Origin of the sequence: Tenacibaculum aiptasiae (genome assembly GCF_008806755.1) — a bacterium.
Classification (GTDB): Bacteria; Bacteroidota; Bacteroidia; order Flavobacteriales; family Flavobacteriaceae; genus Polaribacter; species Polaribacter aiptasiae.
In genome coordinates, this window is record NZ_WAAU01000036.1 from 1 (window position 1) to 15,563 (window position 15,563).

Genomic DNA, 15,563 nt, shown 5'->3' on the forward strand with positions numbered 1-15,563 from the left:
TTTAACCTCAATCTTATAAAATAAGATTGAGGTTTTTTTTTGCCAAAATTTTATATTTGAAAAATGAATTATAAACATTCTTATTTAGTAACAATACAATATTTAGGTTTTCGTTTTCATGGCTGGCAAAAGCAACCAAACTTAAAAACGGGACATCTTTTTTTAGATAAAACATTGAAGTTTATTTATAAGGGAATTCGACTTAAGAGTTTGGGAGTTGGACGAACTGATGCAAGAGTTTCTGCAAGTCATTTTGCATTTCAATTATTTATTGATGAAGAAGTAGATTTTGATCAATTTATGACAGATTTTAATGCAAACGCTCCTGGAGACATGCGTGCTTTGAAGATTGAAGATATTGATAGGGATTTTAATATTATTCAACATCCAAAGTTAAAAGAGTATAGATATTACTTTTCTTATGGAGAAAAGAATCATCCTTATTCAGCGCCTTTTTTAACGCGTTTTAGAGAGCAATTGGATATAGAGTTAATGAAAGAGGGAGCTAAATTATTTGAAGGCTTTAATAACTATAAAAGGTACTGTACTAAGCCATCTAAAGATACTAAAGTAGAAAGAGAGATTGTTTACTGTAGAATTGAAAGAAATACGGAATTAACAGCTTCTTTTTTTCCTAAAGAAAGTTATGTTTTAATAGTAAGGGGAGAAGGGTTTTTGAGAAATCAAATTCGATTAATAATGGGAGCTTTACACGATTTAGGAAAAGGTGAATTTGATTTGGAATTTATTAAAGATAGTTTGAATCCAGATTCTGATGTAGATTTAATAAAAAACATTGCACCAGCATCAGGTTTGCATTTACATAAAATAGATTTTAAAAAATAAAGCTCATCAATTTTGATGAGCTTTATTAATATTATTAGAGAATAAACTTAGTCTCTTATTAAACTTCTTGAAATTACAATTTTTTGAATTTCAGAAGTACCTTCATAAATCTGAGTAATTTTTGCATCACGCATTAAACGTTCTACATGGTATTCTTTTACGAAACCATTACCTCCATGGATTTGAACAGCTTCAACAGTTTGTTCCATTGCTACCTTAGATGCATATAATTTTGCCATAGCACCAGATTGATCGTAGTTAATACCATTATCTTTATCACAAGCAGCTTTCATCACCAAATGACGAGCAGCAGCAATTTCAGTGTACATATCAGCTAATTTGAATGCAATTGCTTGGTGATTGCAAATTTCCGTACCAAAAGCTTTACGCTCTTTAGAATATTTTAAAGCTAATTCATAAGCACCTGAAGCAATACCTAAAGCTTGAGCAGCGATACCAATTCTTCCACCAGATAAAGTTTTCATGGCAAATTTAAAACCAAATCCGTCTTCACCAATACGGTTTTCTTTTGGAACTTTTACGTCGTTAAATTGTAATGTATGGGTATCAGAACCACGAATACCTAATTTATCTTCTTTAGGCCCAATATCAAATCCTTCCATTCCTTTTTCAACTATAAAAGCATTAATACCTCTATGTTTTTTAGAACGATCAGTTTGAGCAATTACTAAAAAGACATCAGCACGCCCTCCGTTAGTAATCCAGTTTTTAGTACCGTTTAATAAGTAGTGGTCACCTTTATCTTCAGCAGTTGTAGCTTGAGAAGTAGCATCAGAACCTGCTTCAGGCTCACTTAAACAAAATGCTCCAATTTGTTCACCAGTAGCTAATTTTGTTAAATATTTTTCCTTTTGTTCTTCAGTACCATATGCTTCTAAACCATAACATACTAAAGAATTATTAACAGAAACCATAACAGAAGCAGAAGCATCAATTTTTGATAATTCTTCCATTATTAATACATAAGAAACAGCATCCATTCCGCTTCCTCCGTATTTTGGGTCTACCATTACTCCCATAAAACCTAATTCTCCCATTTTACGAACTAATTCGTTAGGAAACTCTTGTTTTTCATCTCTTTCTATTACTCCAGGTAGTAATTCTGTTTGCGCAAAATCACGTGCAGCATCACGAATCATTAAATGCTCTTCTGTAAGATTAAAATCCATTATCTAATTTATATTTTTGTTAATTTCGTAAAAAATGTCCCCAAAGATACTTTTTTAATAGCAAATTTTCAATAGACTTACTACTTTTACTTCATGTTAAACAATTATATTTATTGTATTGGGCTAATGTCTGGAACTTCATTAGATGGAATTGACTTGGCTTATATCCAATTTGACTCAAATTCATACAATAACTTCCAAATTATAAAGGCTGATACTTTTTCATATTCAGAAGAATGGAAAAATAAATTACAGAAAGCTATATCATACAAAAAAGAAGATTTGAAAAGCTTAGATATAGAGTATGGAATTCTTCTTGGTAAGCTTTTAAATGAGTTTATTGAAATCAATGAAATATCAACATTAGATTTTATAGCTTCCCATGGTCATACTATTTTGCATCAACCAGAAAATGGAATCACTTTACAAATTGGTAATGGTCAACAAATAGCAAATATTACAAATAAAAAAGTTGTTTGTGACTTTAGGGTTCAAGATGTAAAATTAGGAGGTCAAGGAGCTCCTTTGGTTCCAATTGGTGATAAGTTATTATTCTCTGACTATGAATATTGTTTAAATCTAGGAGGTTTTGCAAATGTTTCATTTGAAAAGAATACTAAGAGAATAGCTTTTGATATTTGTCCAGTAAATATTGTTTTGAACCATTATACACGAAAGTTAGGTCAGGAATATGATTATAATGGAAATTTAGCGTCAAGTGGTAATGTCAATGAAACTTTACTGAATGAATTAAACCTACTAAAATTTTATAAGATTAATCCTCCAAAATCATTAGGCTTAGAATGGGTTCAAAAAGAAATTTTTCCATTGATAGACAGTTTAGAGGAAGATATTCAAACAATATTAAGAACTTTTGTTGAGCATATAGCAATTCAAATAGGGAGTGTTATTAAAAATAGTAAATCAGTTTTAGCTACAGGAGGAGGTGTTTATAACTCTTTTTTAATGGAAAGAATTGATTTTTATGCTAAAACGAGAGTAGAAAAAGTTAATGATGAGCTTATTAATTACAAGGAAGCATTAATTTTTGGTTTTTTAGGTGTTTTAAAGCTTGATAATCAGGTGAATTGTTTGGCTTCTGTCACAGGGGCAAGTAAAAATCACTCTTCCGGAGAAATATTTCAGCCTAAATAAAAATTAATTTTTATGTTAAAATTTACAAAAAACCAAGGAAACTTTTTTAGTATTTAAAGTTTCCTGTGTATTTTAGCAGAGTTATTTTAAATGTTTAATCAATTTTCTTTCAAAATATTCTATAAAATAAAGCTAATTGAATTAATAATGTGTAAAATATGTTTTTTTATGGTAGTTTTGTATGCACAACTATTATTAAAAACCACAGTAAGATGAATCAACTTTAACTCCCCTTTGGGGACAAATTGTAAAGAACTTCAAAAAATGAAAAAGAGAAACAATTAAAGTTGAATTTACCTATAAAATTTAGAATGAAAGATTTATTAAAAAAATACGAAGAAAAACAACCTGAAATAGTTTTTAACTGGAAAGATTCTGAAACAGAAGCTGAAGGTTGGACAGTTATAAATTCACTAAGAGGTGGTGCTGCCGGTGGTGGTACGCGTATGCGTAAAGGTTTAGATAAGTATGAAGTAACTTCATTAGCAAAAACAATGGAGGTTAAGTTTACTGTTTCTGGACCGGCTATTGGTGGAGCAAAATCAGGAATTAACTTTGACCCGCACGATCCTCGTAAAAAAGGAGTTTTAGAGCGTTGGTATAAAGCAGTGGCTCCATTATTAAAAAACTATTATGGAACTGGAGGGGATTTAAATGTTGATGAAATTCATGAAGTAATTCCTATGACAGAAGATGTAGGTGTATGGCACCCGCAGGAAGGAGTTTTTAATGGACACTTTAAACCAACAGAAGCTGATAAAATTAATAGAATAGGTCAGTTACGTCATGGAGTTATAAAAGTATTAGAAGACGAAAAGTTATCTCCAAGTATTTTAAAAAAATATACAGTAGCTGATATGATTACTGGTTATGGAGTTGCTGAAGCTATTCGTCACTATTATAATATTTATGGAGGTACAGTAGTAGGAAAAAGAGCTATTGTACAAGGTTTTGGTAATGTTGGTTCTGCAGCTGCATTTTATTTAGCAGAAATGGGAGCTAAGGTTGTTGGAATTATTGATAGAGTAGGAGGAGTAATAAATGAAGAAGGGTTTTCGTTTGAAGAAATTAAAGAAATGTTCTTAAATAAAGATGGGAATACTTTAGTATCTGAAAATATGATTCCTTTTGAGGAGATGAATGAGCGTATTTGGAACTTACCATGTGAAATCTTCGCACCGTGTGCTGCTTCAAGGTTAGTACAACAAGATCAAATAAATAAAATGATTGATACAGGTTTAGAAGTAATTTCTTGTGGAGCAAATGTACCATTTGCTGATAAAGAAATATTCTTTGGACCTATCATGGAGGAAACTGATAAGAAAGTTAGTCTGATTCCAGATTTTATTTCAAATTGTGGAATGGCAAGAGTATTTGCATACTTTATGGAACGTAGAGTTGAAATGACAGATGAAGCTATATTCACAGATACTTCAAACACAATAAAGAAAGCACTTCAAAAAACTTTTGCAAAGAGTGCTTCTAAAACAAAAATTAGCGAGACAGCCTTCGAAATCGCGTTAAAAGAATTGATATAAAAACAAATTAAATAAAAAATGGAGTTAGCGATTATTTTAGTATTCGTAATGGGATATTTGGCCATTACTTTAGAGCATAACATTAAGTTAGATAAATTAATACCAGCATTAATAATGATGGCTATTTGTTGGGCCTTAGTGGCTCTGGGAGTAGATAGTTTTTCTAACTGGTTTGATTCGTCAAAGCATGCTTTAGTAGAAGGTTTTAGCGCCTTAGCCCACGATGATAAAATGCATTTAGTAGAAGAAACATTGTTACATCATCTAGGTAAAACAGCAGAAATTTTAGTTTTCCTTTTAGGAGCAATGACCATAGTAGAAATTATAGATTATTTTGATGGTTTTTCTACAATTAAAGGATATGTAAAAACTAAGAGTAAGAAGAAAATTCTTTGGATGTTTGGTATTCTAGCATTTATATTATCAGCGATTATAGATAATCTAACAGCTACCATTGTATTGATTTCTATTTTACAAAAAATAGTAAAAAGTAGAGAAGATAGAATTTGGTTTGCAGGTTTAATTATTATTGCAGCAAATGCAGGAGGAGCTTGGTCGCCAATTGGAGATGTTACTACTACAATGTTATGGATAGGTAAAAAAGTAAGTACACCAATGTTAGTTGCGTATTTATTCATACCATCAGTGCTTTGTATGGTTGTACCAACTTTTATAGCGTCGTTTTTACCAGCTTTCAAAGGAGAAATAGAAACAGATGAAAGTGATGATGATAAAAAGAAAAGTCCTCATAGCGCAAGAATGTTATATTTAGGACTAGGAGCAATTGTATTTGTGCCTTTCTTTAAAACAGTAACTCATTTACCTCCTTATGTAGGAATGATGTTATCATTAGCAGTTGTAGCTACTTTTGCTGAAATTTATAGTAGAACAAAATTCTCATTAACAGATTTTGATAGCGAAGAATCAGATGCTCATGCTCATCATAGTCCAGTACATGCATCTTTATCTAAAATTGAAATGCCAAGTATTTTATTTTTCTTAGGAATTTTAATGGCTGTGGCAGCTTTAGAGTCTTTAGGGATCTTATTTAATTTTGCTGATAGTTTAAAACAAGGAATTCCTTTAATGGGGTCTGAGTTAGCTGGAACAAATGTTTCGGATTTAGTAGTAATTTTATTAGGAATCGGTTCAGCTGTAATTGATAATGTTCCATTAGTAGCAGCTTCATTAGGAATGTTCTCTGAACCAATCGATAATCCGTTATGGCACTTTATTGCTTTTTCAGCAGGAACAGGAGGAAGTATGTTAATTATTGGTTCTGCAGCAGGAGTTGTGGCAATGGGAATGGAAAAAATAGATTTCTTTTGGTATTTAAAGAAAATCTCTTGGTTAGCTTTCATCGGATTTATAGTAGGATCATTAGCGTTTATGTTAATGAGAACATTTATCTAAAAAAAATAATAAATAAAAATAAAGTCTTCCTTAATCATGGTTATTGAGGAAGACTTTTTTATACTTGTATTTTAAAACAATTTTCAATAAAACAAATCGTTAATTAGTTAACGTAAATTAATTACAAACTCTAATATTATTTTTAATGTTGTTATTTCAAGAAAGTATAGAATTGTTAGAAGAAGTGTCAGAAGAAAAAACATTATCTATAATCCAGTTAATTAAAGATGGTGGATTAGGAGGACAAATTATCATAGCACTATTGTTTGTGTTATTAGCAGTAGCTCTTTATATATACTTTGAACGCTTTTTTGCAATTAAAGCAGCATCTAAGGTTGATAAAAATTTTATGAATCAAATTAGAGACCATGTAACTAGTGGTAAATTAGATAGTGCTAAAGCAATGTGTGAAAACACACAAACACCAACTGCAAGATTAATTGGCAAAGGTATTTCTAGAATAGGAAAACCATTAGATGATATTAATACAGCAATAGAAAATGCTGGTAAGTTAGAAGTTTATCAGTTAGAAAGAAACGTATCGGTATTAGCAACTATAGCTGGAGCAGCTCCAATGATAGGATTTTTAGGAACAGTAATTGGAATGATAGTTGCGATACATGAAATAGCAAACTCTGGTGGTCAAATAGATATTAAAATGTTATCAGATGGTTTGTATACAGCAATGACAACCACAGTAGCAGGTTTAATAGTTGGTATTATTGCATATATCGCATATAATCATTTAGTAGTTCGTACAGATAAAGTAGTTTATCAAATGGAAGCTAAATCAGTTGAGTTTTTAGATTTATTAAATGAGCCAGTATAATGAATTTAAAAGGAAGAAATAAAGTAGATCCAAGTTTCAATATGTCTTCAATGACAGATATTGTTTTCTTGTTGTTGATTTTTTTCATGTTAACATCTACGCTAGTTACCGTTAGTGCAATAGATGTTTTATTACCTAAAGCAGGAGGGAAAACAGAAAATAATACTTCAGTAGCAGTAACAATAACAAAAAACTCTTCTTTTTATATTGATAAAACTAAAGTTAGTAATGCTAATTTAGAAAACTCAATTTTAGCTAAAGTAGGGCCAGATAAAAAGAAAACAGTAGTAATACGAGGCGATCAAAATGTTCCGTATAAAAATGTAATGAGAGTTATAGATATTGCAAATAGGAACAAGTTGAAAATGATATTAGCAGTAAAGGGCAAATAAAATGTCAATTTTAGATACACAACATAAACGTAAATCAGCAGTAATAACAGCAGTTATTCTGTTACTTTTATTATTTGGAATATTCAATTACGGGATGAAGTATCTTGATCCTCCTATTGAGTATGGAGTAGCAATTAATTTTGGAAACTCAGATATTGGTAGTGGAGAGCCAGTTGAAAAAACAAAATCACAATCAGTACCTGAAGAACAACAAGAAGAAGTTGTAGAAGAGGTGCAAGAAGTACAGGAAGAGGCAATTCAGGAAGAAGTAATTACTGATGATACCGCTGATGATGTTCCAGTTGTGGAGAAGATAGAAGAAAAAAAAGAAGAGGTAAAAGAAACTCCTAAAGAGGAAAAGCCTAAAGAAAAACCAAAACCAAAGCCTTCAAAAGAAGCAACAGATGCTTTAAATAGTTTGTTGAATGGGACATCAAAAGATGGAGCAGATAAAGGAGAAGGAGATGATAATGAGACTGGTGTAAAAGGTAAAGAGAATGGTGATCCTAGCTCTAATAAATATTATGGAGGAGGCGGTAGTGGCTCTGGAGGTAATTATAATTTAGCAGGAAGAAAGGCATTATCCAAACCTATAAAAAAGCCAGAGTGCCAAGAGGAAGGAACAGTGGTTGTGAGTATAGAAGTAGATCAAAATGGTAAGGTGATTAAAGCAGTACCTGGAGTAAAAGGATCAACTAACACAGCACCATGTTTATTAAAACCTGCTAAAGAAGCAGCTTTAAGAACAAAATGGAATGCAGATGGTAAAGCACCATCAAAACAAAGGGGAACAATTATCTACAGATTTTCTTTGTCTCAATAATAACTTTGCATCAAAAATAATTTCATCTCACAATACTGAAATAGAGATGTTATAAATAATAGACATGACATATCAAGAAACCTTAGATTGGATGTTTGCACAGTTGCCAATGTACCAGCGTCAAGGAAAAACAGCTTTTAAAAAAGACTTAACAAATATTGTAGCTTTAAGTAAAGAGTTAGGAAATCCAGAAAGAAAGTTCAAGACAATTCATGTAGGAGGAACAAACGGAAAAGGTTCAACAAGTCATATGATAGCTTCTATATTACAAGAAGCAGGATACAAAGTAGGATTATACACATCTCCGCATTTAAAGAACTTTACAGAACGTATTAGAATAAATGGTAAAGAAATTCTAAAGGAAAGTGTTGTAGATTTTATAACAACCAATAAAGAGTTTTTAGAAAAGCAACAGTTATCTTTTTTTGAAATGACAGTAGGAATGGCATTTGATTACTTTTCAAAAGAAGAGGTAGATGTAGCGGTTATTGAAGTTGGATTAGGAGGAAGATTAGATTCAACAAATATTATAAAGCCAGAGGTGTCGGTTATAACTAATATAGGATTAGATCATACTCAGTTTTTAGGAGAAACATTACCAGAGATAGCATTTGAAAAAGCAGGGATTATAAAAAATGAAATACCTGTAATTATAGGGGAAAGGCAAGAAGAAGTTGTAGAGGTATTTAAAAAGAAAGCTAAAGAATGTAATTCTGAAATTTTATTTGCTTCAGAAGAAGAAGAAAATAAGTTTAAAACAGATTTACTAGGAGAATACCAATTGAAAAATGTAAAAACGGCAGTTTTAGCAGTAAAACAACTAAAAAACTTTATTGTTTCTGAAAACAATATAAAACAAGGGCTTTTAAAGGTAGCTAAAAACACGAGTTTAAAAGGACGTTGGCAAATATTACAAGAAAATCCTAAGGTAATTTGTGATACTGCTCATAATAAAGAGGGGTTAATTTATACATTAAAGCAACTTCAAAAAGAAAATTATAAAAATTTACATATTGTTTTAGGTGTGGTTTCTGATAAAAAAATAGAAGAAATATTAAGATTGTTTCCCCAAAAAGCGACTTATTATTTTTGTAAACCAAATATTCCACGAGGAATGTCAGAAATTTTTTTAAAAGAGCAGGCGAATGCATGTAATTTGGATGGAGAAGCTTTTTCTTCTGTAAATCAAGCTTTTGAAAAAGCGAAAATGAACTCAGGAAGAGAAGATGTTGTTTATATTGGAGGGAGTACGTTTGTTGTTGCAGAAATTTTATAAAAAAAAGTGAAAAAAGTTATTGCAGATATCTAAAAGAGTTATATATTTGCACCCGCAATTAGCAATTAAGGGCGCGTAGCTCAGTTGGTTCAGAGCACTTGGTTTACACCCAAGGGGTCAGGGGTTCGAATCCCTTCGCGCCCACAACTCTTAAGAAGTTAATTGCAAACGGGCGCGTAGCTCAGTTGGTTCAGAGCACTTGGTTTACACCCAAGGGGTCAGGGGTTCGAATCCCTTCGCGCCCACCAAAAGTCTTCATCTTTTCAGATGGAGACTTTTTTATTTTATGATATTTTGTTAATGATGTTTTTTGTAATTTCGTAAGCTATTCTATTAAGATGTGAAGTTGTTGAGAAGAGAACTTTAAACTTAGGTGTAAAGCATGTTTGATAGTGAGAAATTATAAGAATAGATTGTAGGAAGTTGATGTGATTAATTTGTAAGATAAAAGCATCAATGATTTTAAGAAATAAATATAATAAAGGTAATGAAATGGTTGCCTAATTTAATAAACGATTATGAGTACTAGAAAAGTAGCATTAATTACAGGTGTAACAGGTCAGGATGGAGCTTATTTGAGTGAGTTTTTATTGAAGAAAGGATATGTGGTCCACGGATTGAAAAGAAGAACATCTTTGTTTAATACAGATAGAGTAGATCATATATATCAGGATCCTCATGTTGAAGATAGAAATTTCTTTTTACATTATGGAGATATGACTGATAGTACAAATATTATTCGTTTAATTCAAGAGATTCAGCCAGATGAAATATATAATTTGGCAGCAATGAGCCATGTTCATGTTTCTTTTGAAATACCAGAATATACAGGTAATGCTGATGGTCTTGGAACTTTGCGTATTTTGGATGCTGTTAGATTATTAGGGTTAGAAAAGAAAACAAAAATATATCAAGCATCAACATCAGAGCTTTACGGAAAGGTTCAAGAGGTACCTCAATCGGAAACTACACCTTTTTATCCTAGAAGTCCTTATGCTGTTGCAAAAATGTATGCGTATTGGATAACGGTAAATTATAGAGAGGCATATGGTATGTATGCATGTAATGGTATTTTATTTAATCATGAATCACCAATTAGAGGGGAAACATTTGTTACAAGAAAAATAACTAGAGCAACTTCTAGAATAGCTTTAGGATTACAAGATAAGTTTTACTTAGGGAATTTAGATGCTCAAAGAGACTGGGGACATGCAAAAGATTATGTGCGAATGATGTGGATGATATTACAAGCAGATGAACCAGAAGATTGGGTAATTGCAACAGGTAAAACAACAACAGTTCGTGATTTTGTTAAAATGAGTTTTAATGAAGCTGGAATTGAATTAGAGTTTAAAGGAACTGGTGTTGATGAGAAAGCTTATGTAAAAGCTTGTAATAACCCGAAGTATCAAGTAGAAATAGGTAAAGAAGTTTTATCGGTAGATCCAAAATATTTCAGGCCAACTGAGGTAGACTTATTAATTGGTGACCCAACCAAGGCAAAGGAAAAATTAGGTTGGGAATTAGAATACGATTTACCAGCTTTAGTAAAAGATATGATGCAAAGCGATCTTAAATTGATGACCAAAGATCAATACTTAAAGCAAGGAGGGTACTACACAAATAATTATTTCGAGTAGAAGATGAAAATATTATTAACAGGAGCATCAGGTATGGTGGGGAAGAATGTTTTAGAATACCCTGAAGCTTCAAAACATCAGTTTTTAACTCCAACAAGCAAAGAGCTAAATTTATTAGATTATAACTCGGTGTGTAATTATATAAAAGATAATCAGCCAGAATTTATTATTCATGCTGCAGGGAAAGTAGGAGGGATTCAAGCTAATATAGCTGAACCAGTGAGTTTTTTAGTAGACAATATTGATATGGGAAGAAATATAATAATGGCTGCTAAAAATAATGGGGTGAAAAACTTACTGAATTTAGGAAGTTCGTGTATGTATCCAAGAGATGCAAAGAACCCATTGTCTGAAGATCTTATTTTGAAAGGAGAGTTAGAACCTACAAATGAAGGATATGCTATAGCGAAAGTAATGTCTACTAGATTGTGTGAATACATAATGAAAGAAGATAAAACAAAAAACTATAAAACAGTAATTCCTTGTAATTTATACGGTAAACATGATAAGTTTAGTCCTAAGAATTCTCATATGATACCGGCGGTTATTAGAAAAATTTATGATGCTGCATTAGCAAATCAGCAAGAGATAGATATTTGGGGAGACGGATTGGCTAGAAGAGAGTTTATGTATGCAGAAGATTTAGCGGATTTTATTTTTTATGCTATCGATAAGTTTGATGAAATGCCACAAAATATAAATGTGGGATTAGGTCATGATTACACTATTAATGAGTATTATAAAGAAATAGCTGAAGTAATAGGTTATAAAGGACAATTTGTGCACGATTTAACTAAGCCGGTGGGAATGAAACAGAAATTAATAGATGATTCAAAACTTATCGAATTTGGTTGGCGTTATAAGACTTCTTTAAAAGAAGGAGTTAAAAAAACATTTGAATATTATAAAAAAGAAGAGTTCAATGAAGCAGTATAAGTTAGCATCCTCTACATGGGATGAAAAAGAATTAGCCGCAATACAATCGGTAATAGATAAAGATATGTACACTATGGGAGATAGTGTAAAGCAATTTGAAAATGATTTTTCAAAGTATCTGGATTCTAAATATTGTGTTATGACAAGTTCTGGATCTACAGCTAATTTATTAGCAGTAGCCGCTCTTTTTTTTACTAAGAATCCAAAGTTAAAAAGAGGAGATGAAGTTATAGTTCCAGCAGTATCATGGTCTACAACGTATTTTCCTTTACAGCAATATGGTTTAAAGTTGAAGTTTGTAGATGTAGATTTAGAAACTTTAAATTATGATTTAGAGGCTTTAGAGTCGGCAATATCAGATAATACCAAGATGATAATGGTGGTTAATCTTTTAGGGAATCCAAATGATTTTGATAAGATTAATAGTGTTATAGAAGGAAAAGATATTTTCTTGATAGAAGATAATTGTGAGTCAATGGGGGCTACTTATAAAGATAAGCAAGCAGGTACTTTCGGTGTAATGGGAACTTTTTCTACATTTTTCTCGCATCATATGGCTACAATGGAAGGTGGTTTTGTAACAACAGATGATGAGGAGTTGTATCATATATTACTATCAATAAGAGCCCATGGGTGGACAAGAAATTTACCTAAAAAGAATTTAGTGTCTGATAAAAGCGATGATTGGTTTGAAGAATCGTTTAGGTTTGTACTTCCAGGATATAATGTAAGGCCGTTAGAAATGAGTGGAGCGATAGGGGTTGAACAATTAAAAAAATTACCTTCTTTTATTGAAAACAGGAGAGAAAATGCAAGTTTCTTTGTTGAGTTGTTTAAAGATCATAAAGATTTTATAATTCAAAAAGAGATAAGTAAAAGTTCTTGGTTTGGGTTTTCATTAATAATTAAACCAGAGTCAAATTTGAGTAGAAAAGAAGTGGTAGCAAAGTTATTTGATAATGGAATAGAATGTAGACCAATTGTTACAGGAGACTTTACACAAAATGAGGTAATGAAGTATTTTGATTATGAAATTCATGGAGAATTAAAAAATGCAAAGTATTTACATGATAACGGATTGTTTGTAGGAAATCAACAAGTTTTGATTAAAGAAGAAATTCAATACTTATTTGATGTTTTGAAATGATGTAGGTTAAAAAAAATAAAAAAGTCTTTATCTATTTATGATAAAGACTTTTTTGTTTTGTAACAATTAGTTAGTAATGTTTTTTGTAATTTCGTAAGCTATTTTATAAGGTATTTAGTTAGGAGTAAGAGATGGATGCACCAAAGATTGCAATTATTGGATTAGGTTATGTCGGTTTGCCATTGGCAAGGTTGTTTGCAGAAAAATTTTCTGTAGTAGGTTTTGATATAAAGACAAAAAGAGTAGAAGAGTTAAGATCGGGTATGGATGTAACATTAGAGGTAGATAATAGTTTACTGAAATCTGTATTAGTATCAGATAACTCTGAAAGAAATAAAGGTTTATTCGTCACTACAGATGAAAAAGATATTGAAAGTTGTGATTTTTATATAGTAACTGTTCCAACATCGGTAGACAAAAATAACCAGCCTATTTTAACCCCTCTTATAAGTGCGAGTAAAACAATTGGTAATGTTTTGAGTAAAGGAGATGTTGTTATTTATGAGTCAACTGTATATCCTGGTGCTACTGAAGAAGATTGTGTGCCTGTATTGGAGAGTGTTTCAGGTCTCGAATTTAATAAAGATTTTTATGTAGGGTATTCACCAGAAAGAATAAGTCCTGGAGATAAAATTAGAACTGTAGAGAATATTTTAAAAGTAACCTCAGGTTCAACTCAAGAAACAGCATTGAAAGTTGATAACTTGTATAAGTCAGTTATTAATGCAGGAACACATATGGCTTCATCAATAAAAGTAGCAGAAGCTTCTAAAATTATAGAAAACTGCCAAAGAGATATAAATATAGCTTTTGTTAATGAGCTTGCTAAGATTTTCAATTTAATGAACATTAATACAAGTGAAGTGTTGGAGGCAGCAGCTACAAAATGGAATTTTTTACCATTCAAACCAGGATTAGTAGGCGGGCATTGTATTGGAGTTGATCCATTTTATTTAGCTCAAAAAGCCCAACAGTTCGGATATTATCCTGAAATAATATTGTCGGGTAGAAGGTTGAATGATAGCATGGGAAGTCATGTAGCTTCAGAAGTTGTTAAGTTGATGATTTCTGAAGATGTAAAAGTGAAAAATGCAGCGGTTTTAATTTTGGGAATTACTTTTAAAGAAAATTGTCCAGATATAAGGAATACTAAAGTGATTGATGTATGTCATGCACTTAAAGATTATGGGGTAAGTGTAAATGTTTATGACCCATGGGCTAAAAAAGAAGAAGTACAAATAGAATATGATCTTCAATTAGAAGAAGATCTTTATAGAGGGAAATATGATGCAGTTGTTTTGGCAGTATCTCACAATGAATTTAAAGAAATAGATTTAGAAAGACTGAAAAAGAAAGATGCTGTGGTTTATGATGTAAAAGGTTTTTTCTCTCAGGAATTAATAGATAGAACTTTGTAATGAAAAATTTTGCTTTAATAGGAGTTGCAGGTTATATAGCTCCACGTCATTTAAAGGCGATAAAAGATACAGGAAATGATTTAATAGCAGCGCTTGATAAATTTGATAGTGTTGGAGTTATGGACAGCTATTTTCCAAATGCTGATTTTTTTGTTGAGTTTGAGAGATTTGATCGTCATATTGAAAAAATAAAACGTCAACAAGATATTCAATTAGATTATGTGAGTATTTGTACACCAAATTACTTACACGATTCTCATATAAGAATGGCTTTGAGAAGAGGTGCTGATGCTATTTGTGAAAAACCATTGGTTTTAAATCCATGGAATGTTGATGCGTTACAAGCAATAGAAGCTGAGTCAGGAAATAAAATTAACACAATTCTTCAATTGCGTTTGCATCCAAGTATTATTGCTTTAAAGAATAAAGTAGATAGCGAAGTTAAGAAAGAGAAATATGATGTTGATTTAACATATATTACATCTCGTGGTAATTGGTATGATGTATCTTGGAAAGGAGATCAAAGTAAATCAGGAGGTATAGCTACTAATATTGGTATTCATTTTTATGATATGTTATCTTGGGTTTTTGGAGAGGTACAAGAGAATATTGTGCATCTTAGAGAAAAAGATAAAGCAGCTGGGTACTTAGAGTTTGAAAAAGCAAGAGTACGTTGGTTTTTATCTATAGATGAAAATTCACTTCCGAAAGAAATAAATGAAAAAGGGCAAAGAACATATCGTTCAATTACTGTAAATGGAGAGGAGATAGAATTTAGTGGTGGTTTTACAGAATTACATACAGATAGTTATAAAGAAATTTTGAAAGGAAATGGTTTTGGTTTGATTGATGCAAAACCATCAATTCAAATAGTTCATGACATAAGAAATAAGGAATTGGTGAAATTAGGAGAAAAACATTTTCTATTATAAAAGAATCAATATATTTGCAAACAAAAAA

At 31.3% G+C, this 15,563-nt stretch carries 14 protein-coding genes and 2 tRNA genes; 15 read left to right on the plus strand and 1 reads right to left on the minus strand.

All coding sequences use genetic code 11. The features are described from left to right. Nucleotides 1-63: 63 nt before the first annotated feature. The gene (locus F7018_RS17195) at nucleotides 64-846 is read left to right on the plus strand and encodes a tRNA pseudouridine synthase A (protein WP_150901343.1); all 783 of its coding nucleotides are present in this window, start codon (nucleotides 64-66) and stop codon (nucleotides 844-846) included. A 47-nt stretch (nucleotides 847-893) separates the two neighbouring features. Here F7018_RS17195 and F7018_RS17200 read toward each other — a convergent pair whose 3' ends face one another. Then, entirely contained in the window at nucleotides 894-2,036 is a 1,143-nt protein-coding gene (locus F7018_RS17200) for an acyl-CoA dehydrogenase (RefSeq protein WP_150901344.1), read from the minus strand. Nucleotides 2,037-2,129: 93 nt separating this feature from the next. Between F7018_RS17200 and F7018_RS17205 the strand changes: the two genes are divergently transcribed. The 14 genes from F7018_RS17205 to F7018_RS17270 all read left to right on the plus strand — a co-directional run bounded on the left by F7018_RS17205 (nucleotide 2,130) and on the right by F7018_RS17270 (nucleotide 15,535). Then, nucleotides 2,130-3,191, plus strand: a complete 1,062-nt coding sequence (locus tag F7018_RS17205) for an anhydro-N-acetylmuramic acid kinase (RefSeq protein WP_150901345.1) — start codon at nucleotides 2,130-2,132, stop codon at nucleotides 3,189-3,191. Between the two features lie 311 nt (nucleotides 3,192-3,502). After that, entirely contained in the window at nucleotides 3,503-4,729 is a 1,227-nt protein-coding gene (locus tag F7018_RS17210; RefSeq protein ID WP_150901346.1) for a Glu/Leu/Phe/Val dehydrogenase dimerization domain-containing protein, read from the plus strand. Between the two features lie 18 nt (nucleotides 4,730-4,747). Continuing rightward, nucleotides 4,748-6,142 (plus strand): sodium:proton antiporter NhaD, encoded by a 1,395-nt coding sequence (gene nhaD / locus F7018_RS17215; RefSeq protein ID WP_150901347.1) that lies wholly within the window; start codon nucleotides 4,748-4,750, stop codon nucleotides 6,140-6,142. A gap of 145 nt (nucleotides 6,143-6,287) precedes the next feature. Beyond that, nucleotides 6,288-6,971: a MotA/TolQ/ExbB proton channel family protein gene (locus tag F7018_RS17220; protein ID WP_150901348.1), complete on the plus strand. Its 684-nt coding sequence runs from the start codon at nucleotides 6,288-6,290 to the stop codon at nucleotides 6,969-6,971. Further along, on the plus strand, nucleotides 6,971-7,363 hold the full coding sequence (locus F7018_RS17225; RefSeq protein ID WP_150901349.1) for an ExbD/TolR family protein: 393 nt from the start codon (nucleotides 6,971-6,973) through the stop codon (nucleotides 7,361-7,363). The genes F7018_RS17220 and F7018_RS17225 overlap by 1 nt, the downstream gene beginning before the upstream one ends. A 1-nt stretch (nucleotide 7,364) precedes the next feature. Beyond that, complete coding sequence (locus F7018_RS17230) at nucleotides 7,365-8,186, plus strand: energy transducer TonB (protein WP_150901350.1); 822 nt, start codon at nucleotides 7,365-7,367, stop codon at nucleotides 8,184-8,186. Between the two features lie 64 nt (nucleotides 8,187-8,250). Continuing rightward, nucleotides 8,251-9,462, plus strand: coding sequence for a bifunctional folylpolyglutamate synthase/dihydrofolate synthase (locus tag F7018_RS17235; protein WP_150901351.1), 1,212 nt, complete (start codon nucleotides 8,251-8,253; stop codon nucleotides 9,460-9,462). A gap of 69 nt (nucleotides 9,463-9,531) precedes the next feature. Continuing rightward, nucleotides 9,532-9,606 (plus strand) — tRNA-Val (locus F7018_RS17240). Nucleotides 9,607-9,632: 26 nt separating this feature from the next. Continuing rightward, nucleotides 9,633-9,710, plus strand: a tRNA-Val gene (locus tag F7018_RS17245). Between the two features lie 270 nt (nucleotides 9,711-9,980). After that, nucleotides 9,981-11,102, plus strand: a complete 1,122-nt coding sequence (gene gmd, locus F7018_RS17250; RefSeq protein WP_150901352.1) for a GDP-mannose 4,6-dehydratase — start codon at nucleotides 9,981-9,983, stop codon at nucleotides 11,100-11,102. 3 nt (nucleotides 11,103-11,105) lie between these two features. Then, the gene (locus F7018_RS17255; protein ID WP_150901353.1) at nucleotides 11,106-12,038 is read left to right on the plus strand and encodes a GDP-L-fucose synthase family protein; all 933 of its coding nucleotides are present in this window, start codon (nucleotides 11,106-11,108) and stop codon (nucleotides 12,036-12,038) included. Next, nucleotides 12,025-13,185, plus strand: coding sequence for a DegT/DnrJ/EryC1/StrS family aminotransferase (locus tag F7018_RS17260; RefSeq protein ID WP_150901354.1), 1,161 nt, complete (start codon nucleotides 12,025-12,027; stop codon nucleotides 13,183-13,185). Before F7018_RS17255 ends, F7018_RS17260 begins: the two co-directional genes overlap by 14 nt. Before the next feature lie 131 nt (nucleotides 13,186-13,316). Then, nucleotides 13,317-14,603 (plus strand): nucleotide sugar dehydrogenase, encoded by a 1,287-nt coding sequence (locus F7018_RS17265; RefSeq protein WP_150901355.1) that lies wholly within the window; start codon nucleotides 13,317-13,319, stop codon nucleotides 14,601-14,603. Next, nucleotides 14,603-15,535, plus strand: coding sequence for a Gfo/Idh/MocA family protein (locus F7018_RS17270; RefSeq protein WP_150901356.1), 933 nt, complete (start codon nucleotides 14,603-14,605; stop codon nucleotides 15,533-15,535). The genes F7018_RS17265 and F7018_RS17270 overlap by 1 nt, the downstream gene beginning before the upstream one ends. The last annotated feature ends 28 nt before the right edge of the window (nucleotides 15,536-15,563 follow it).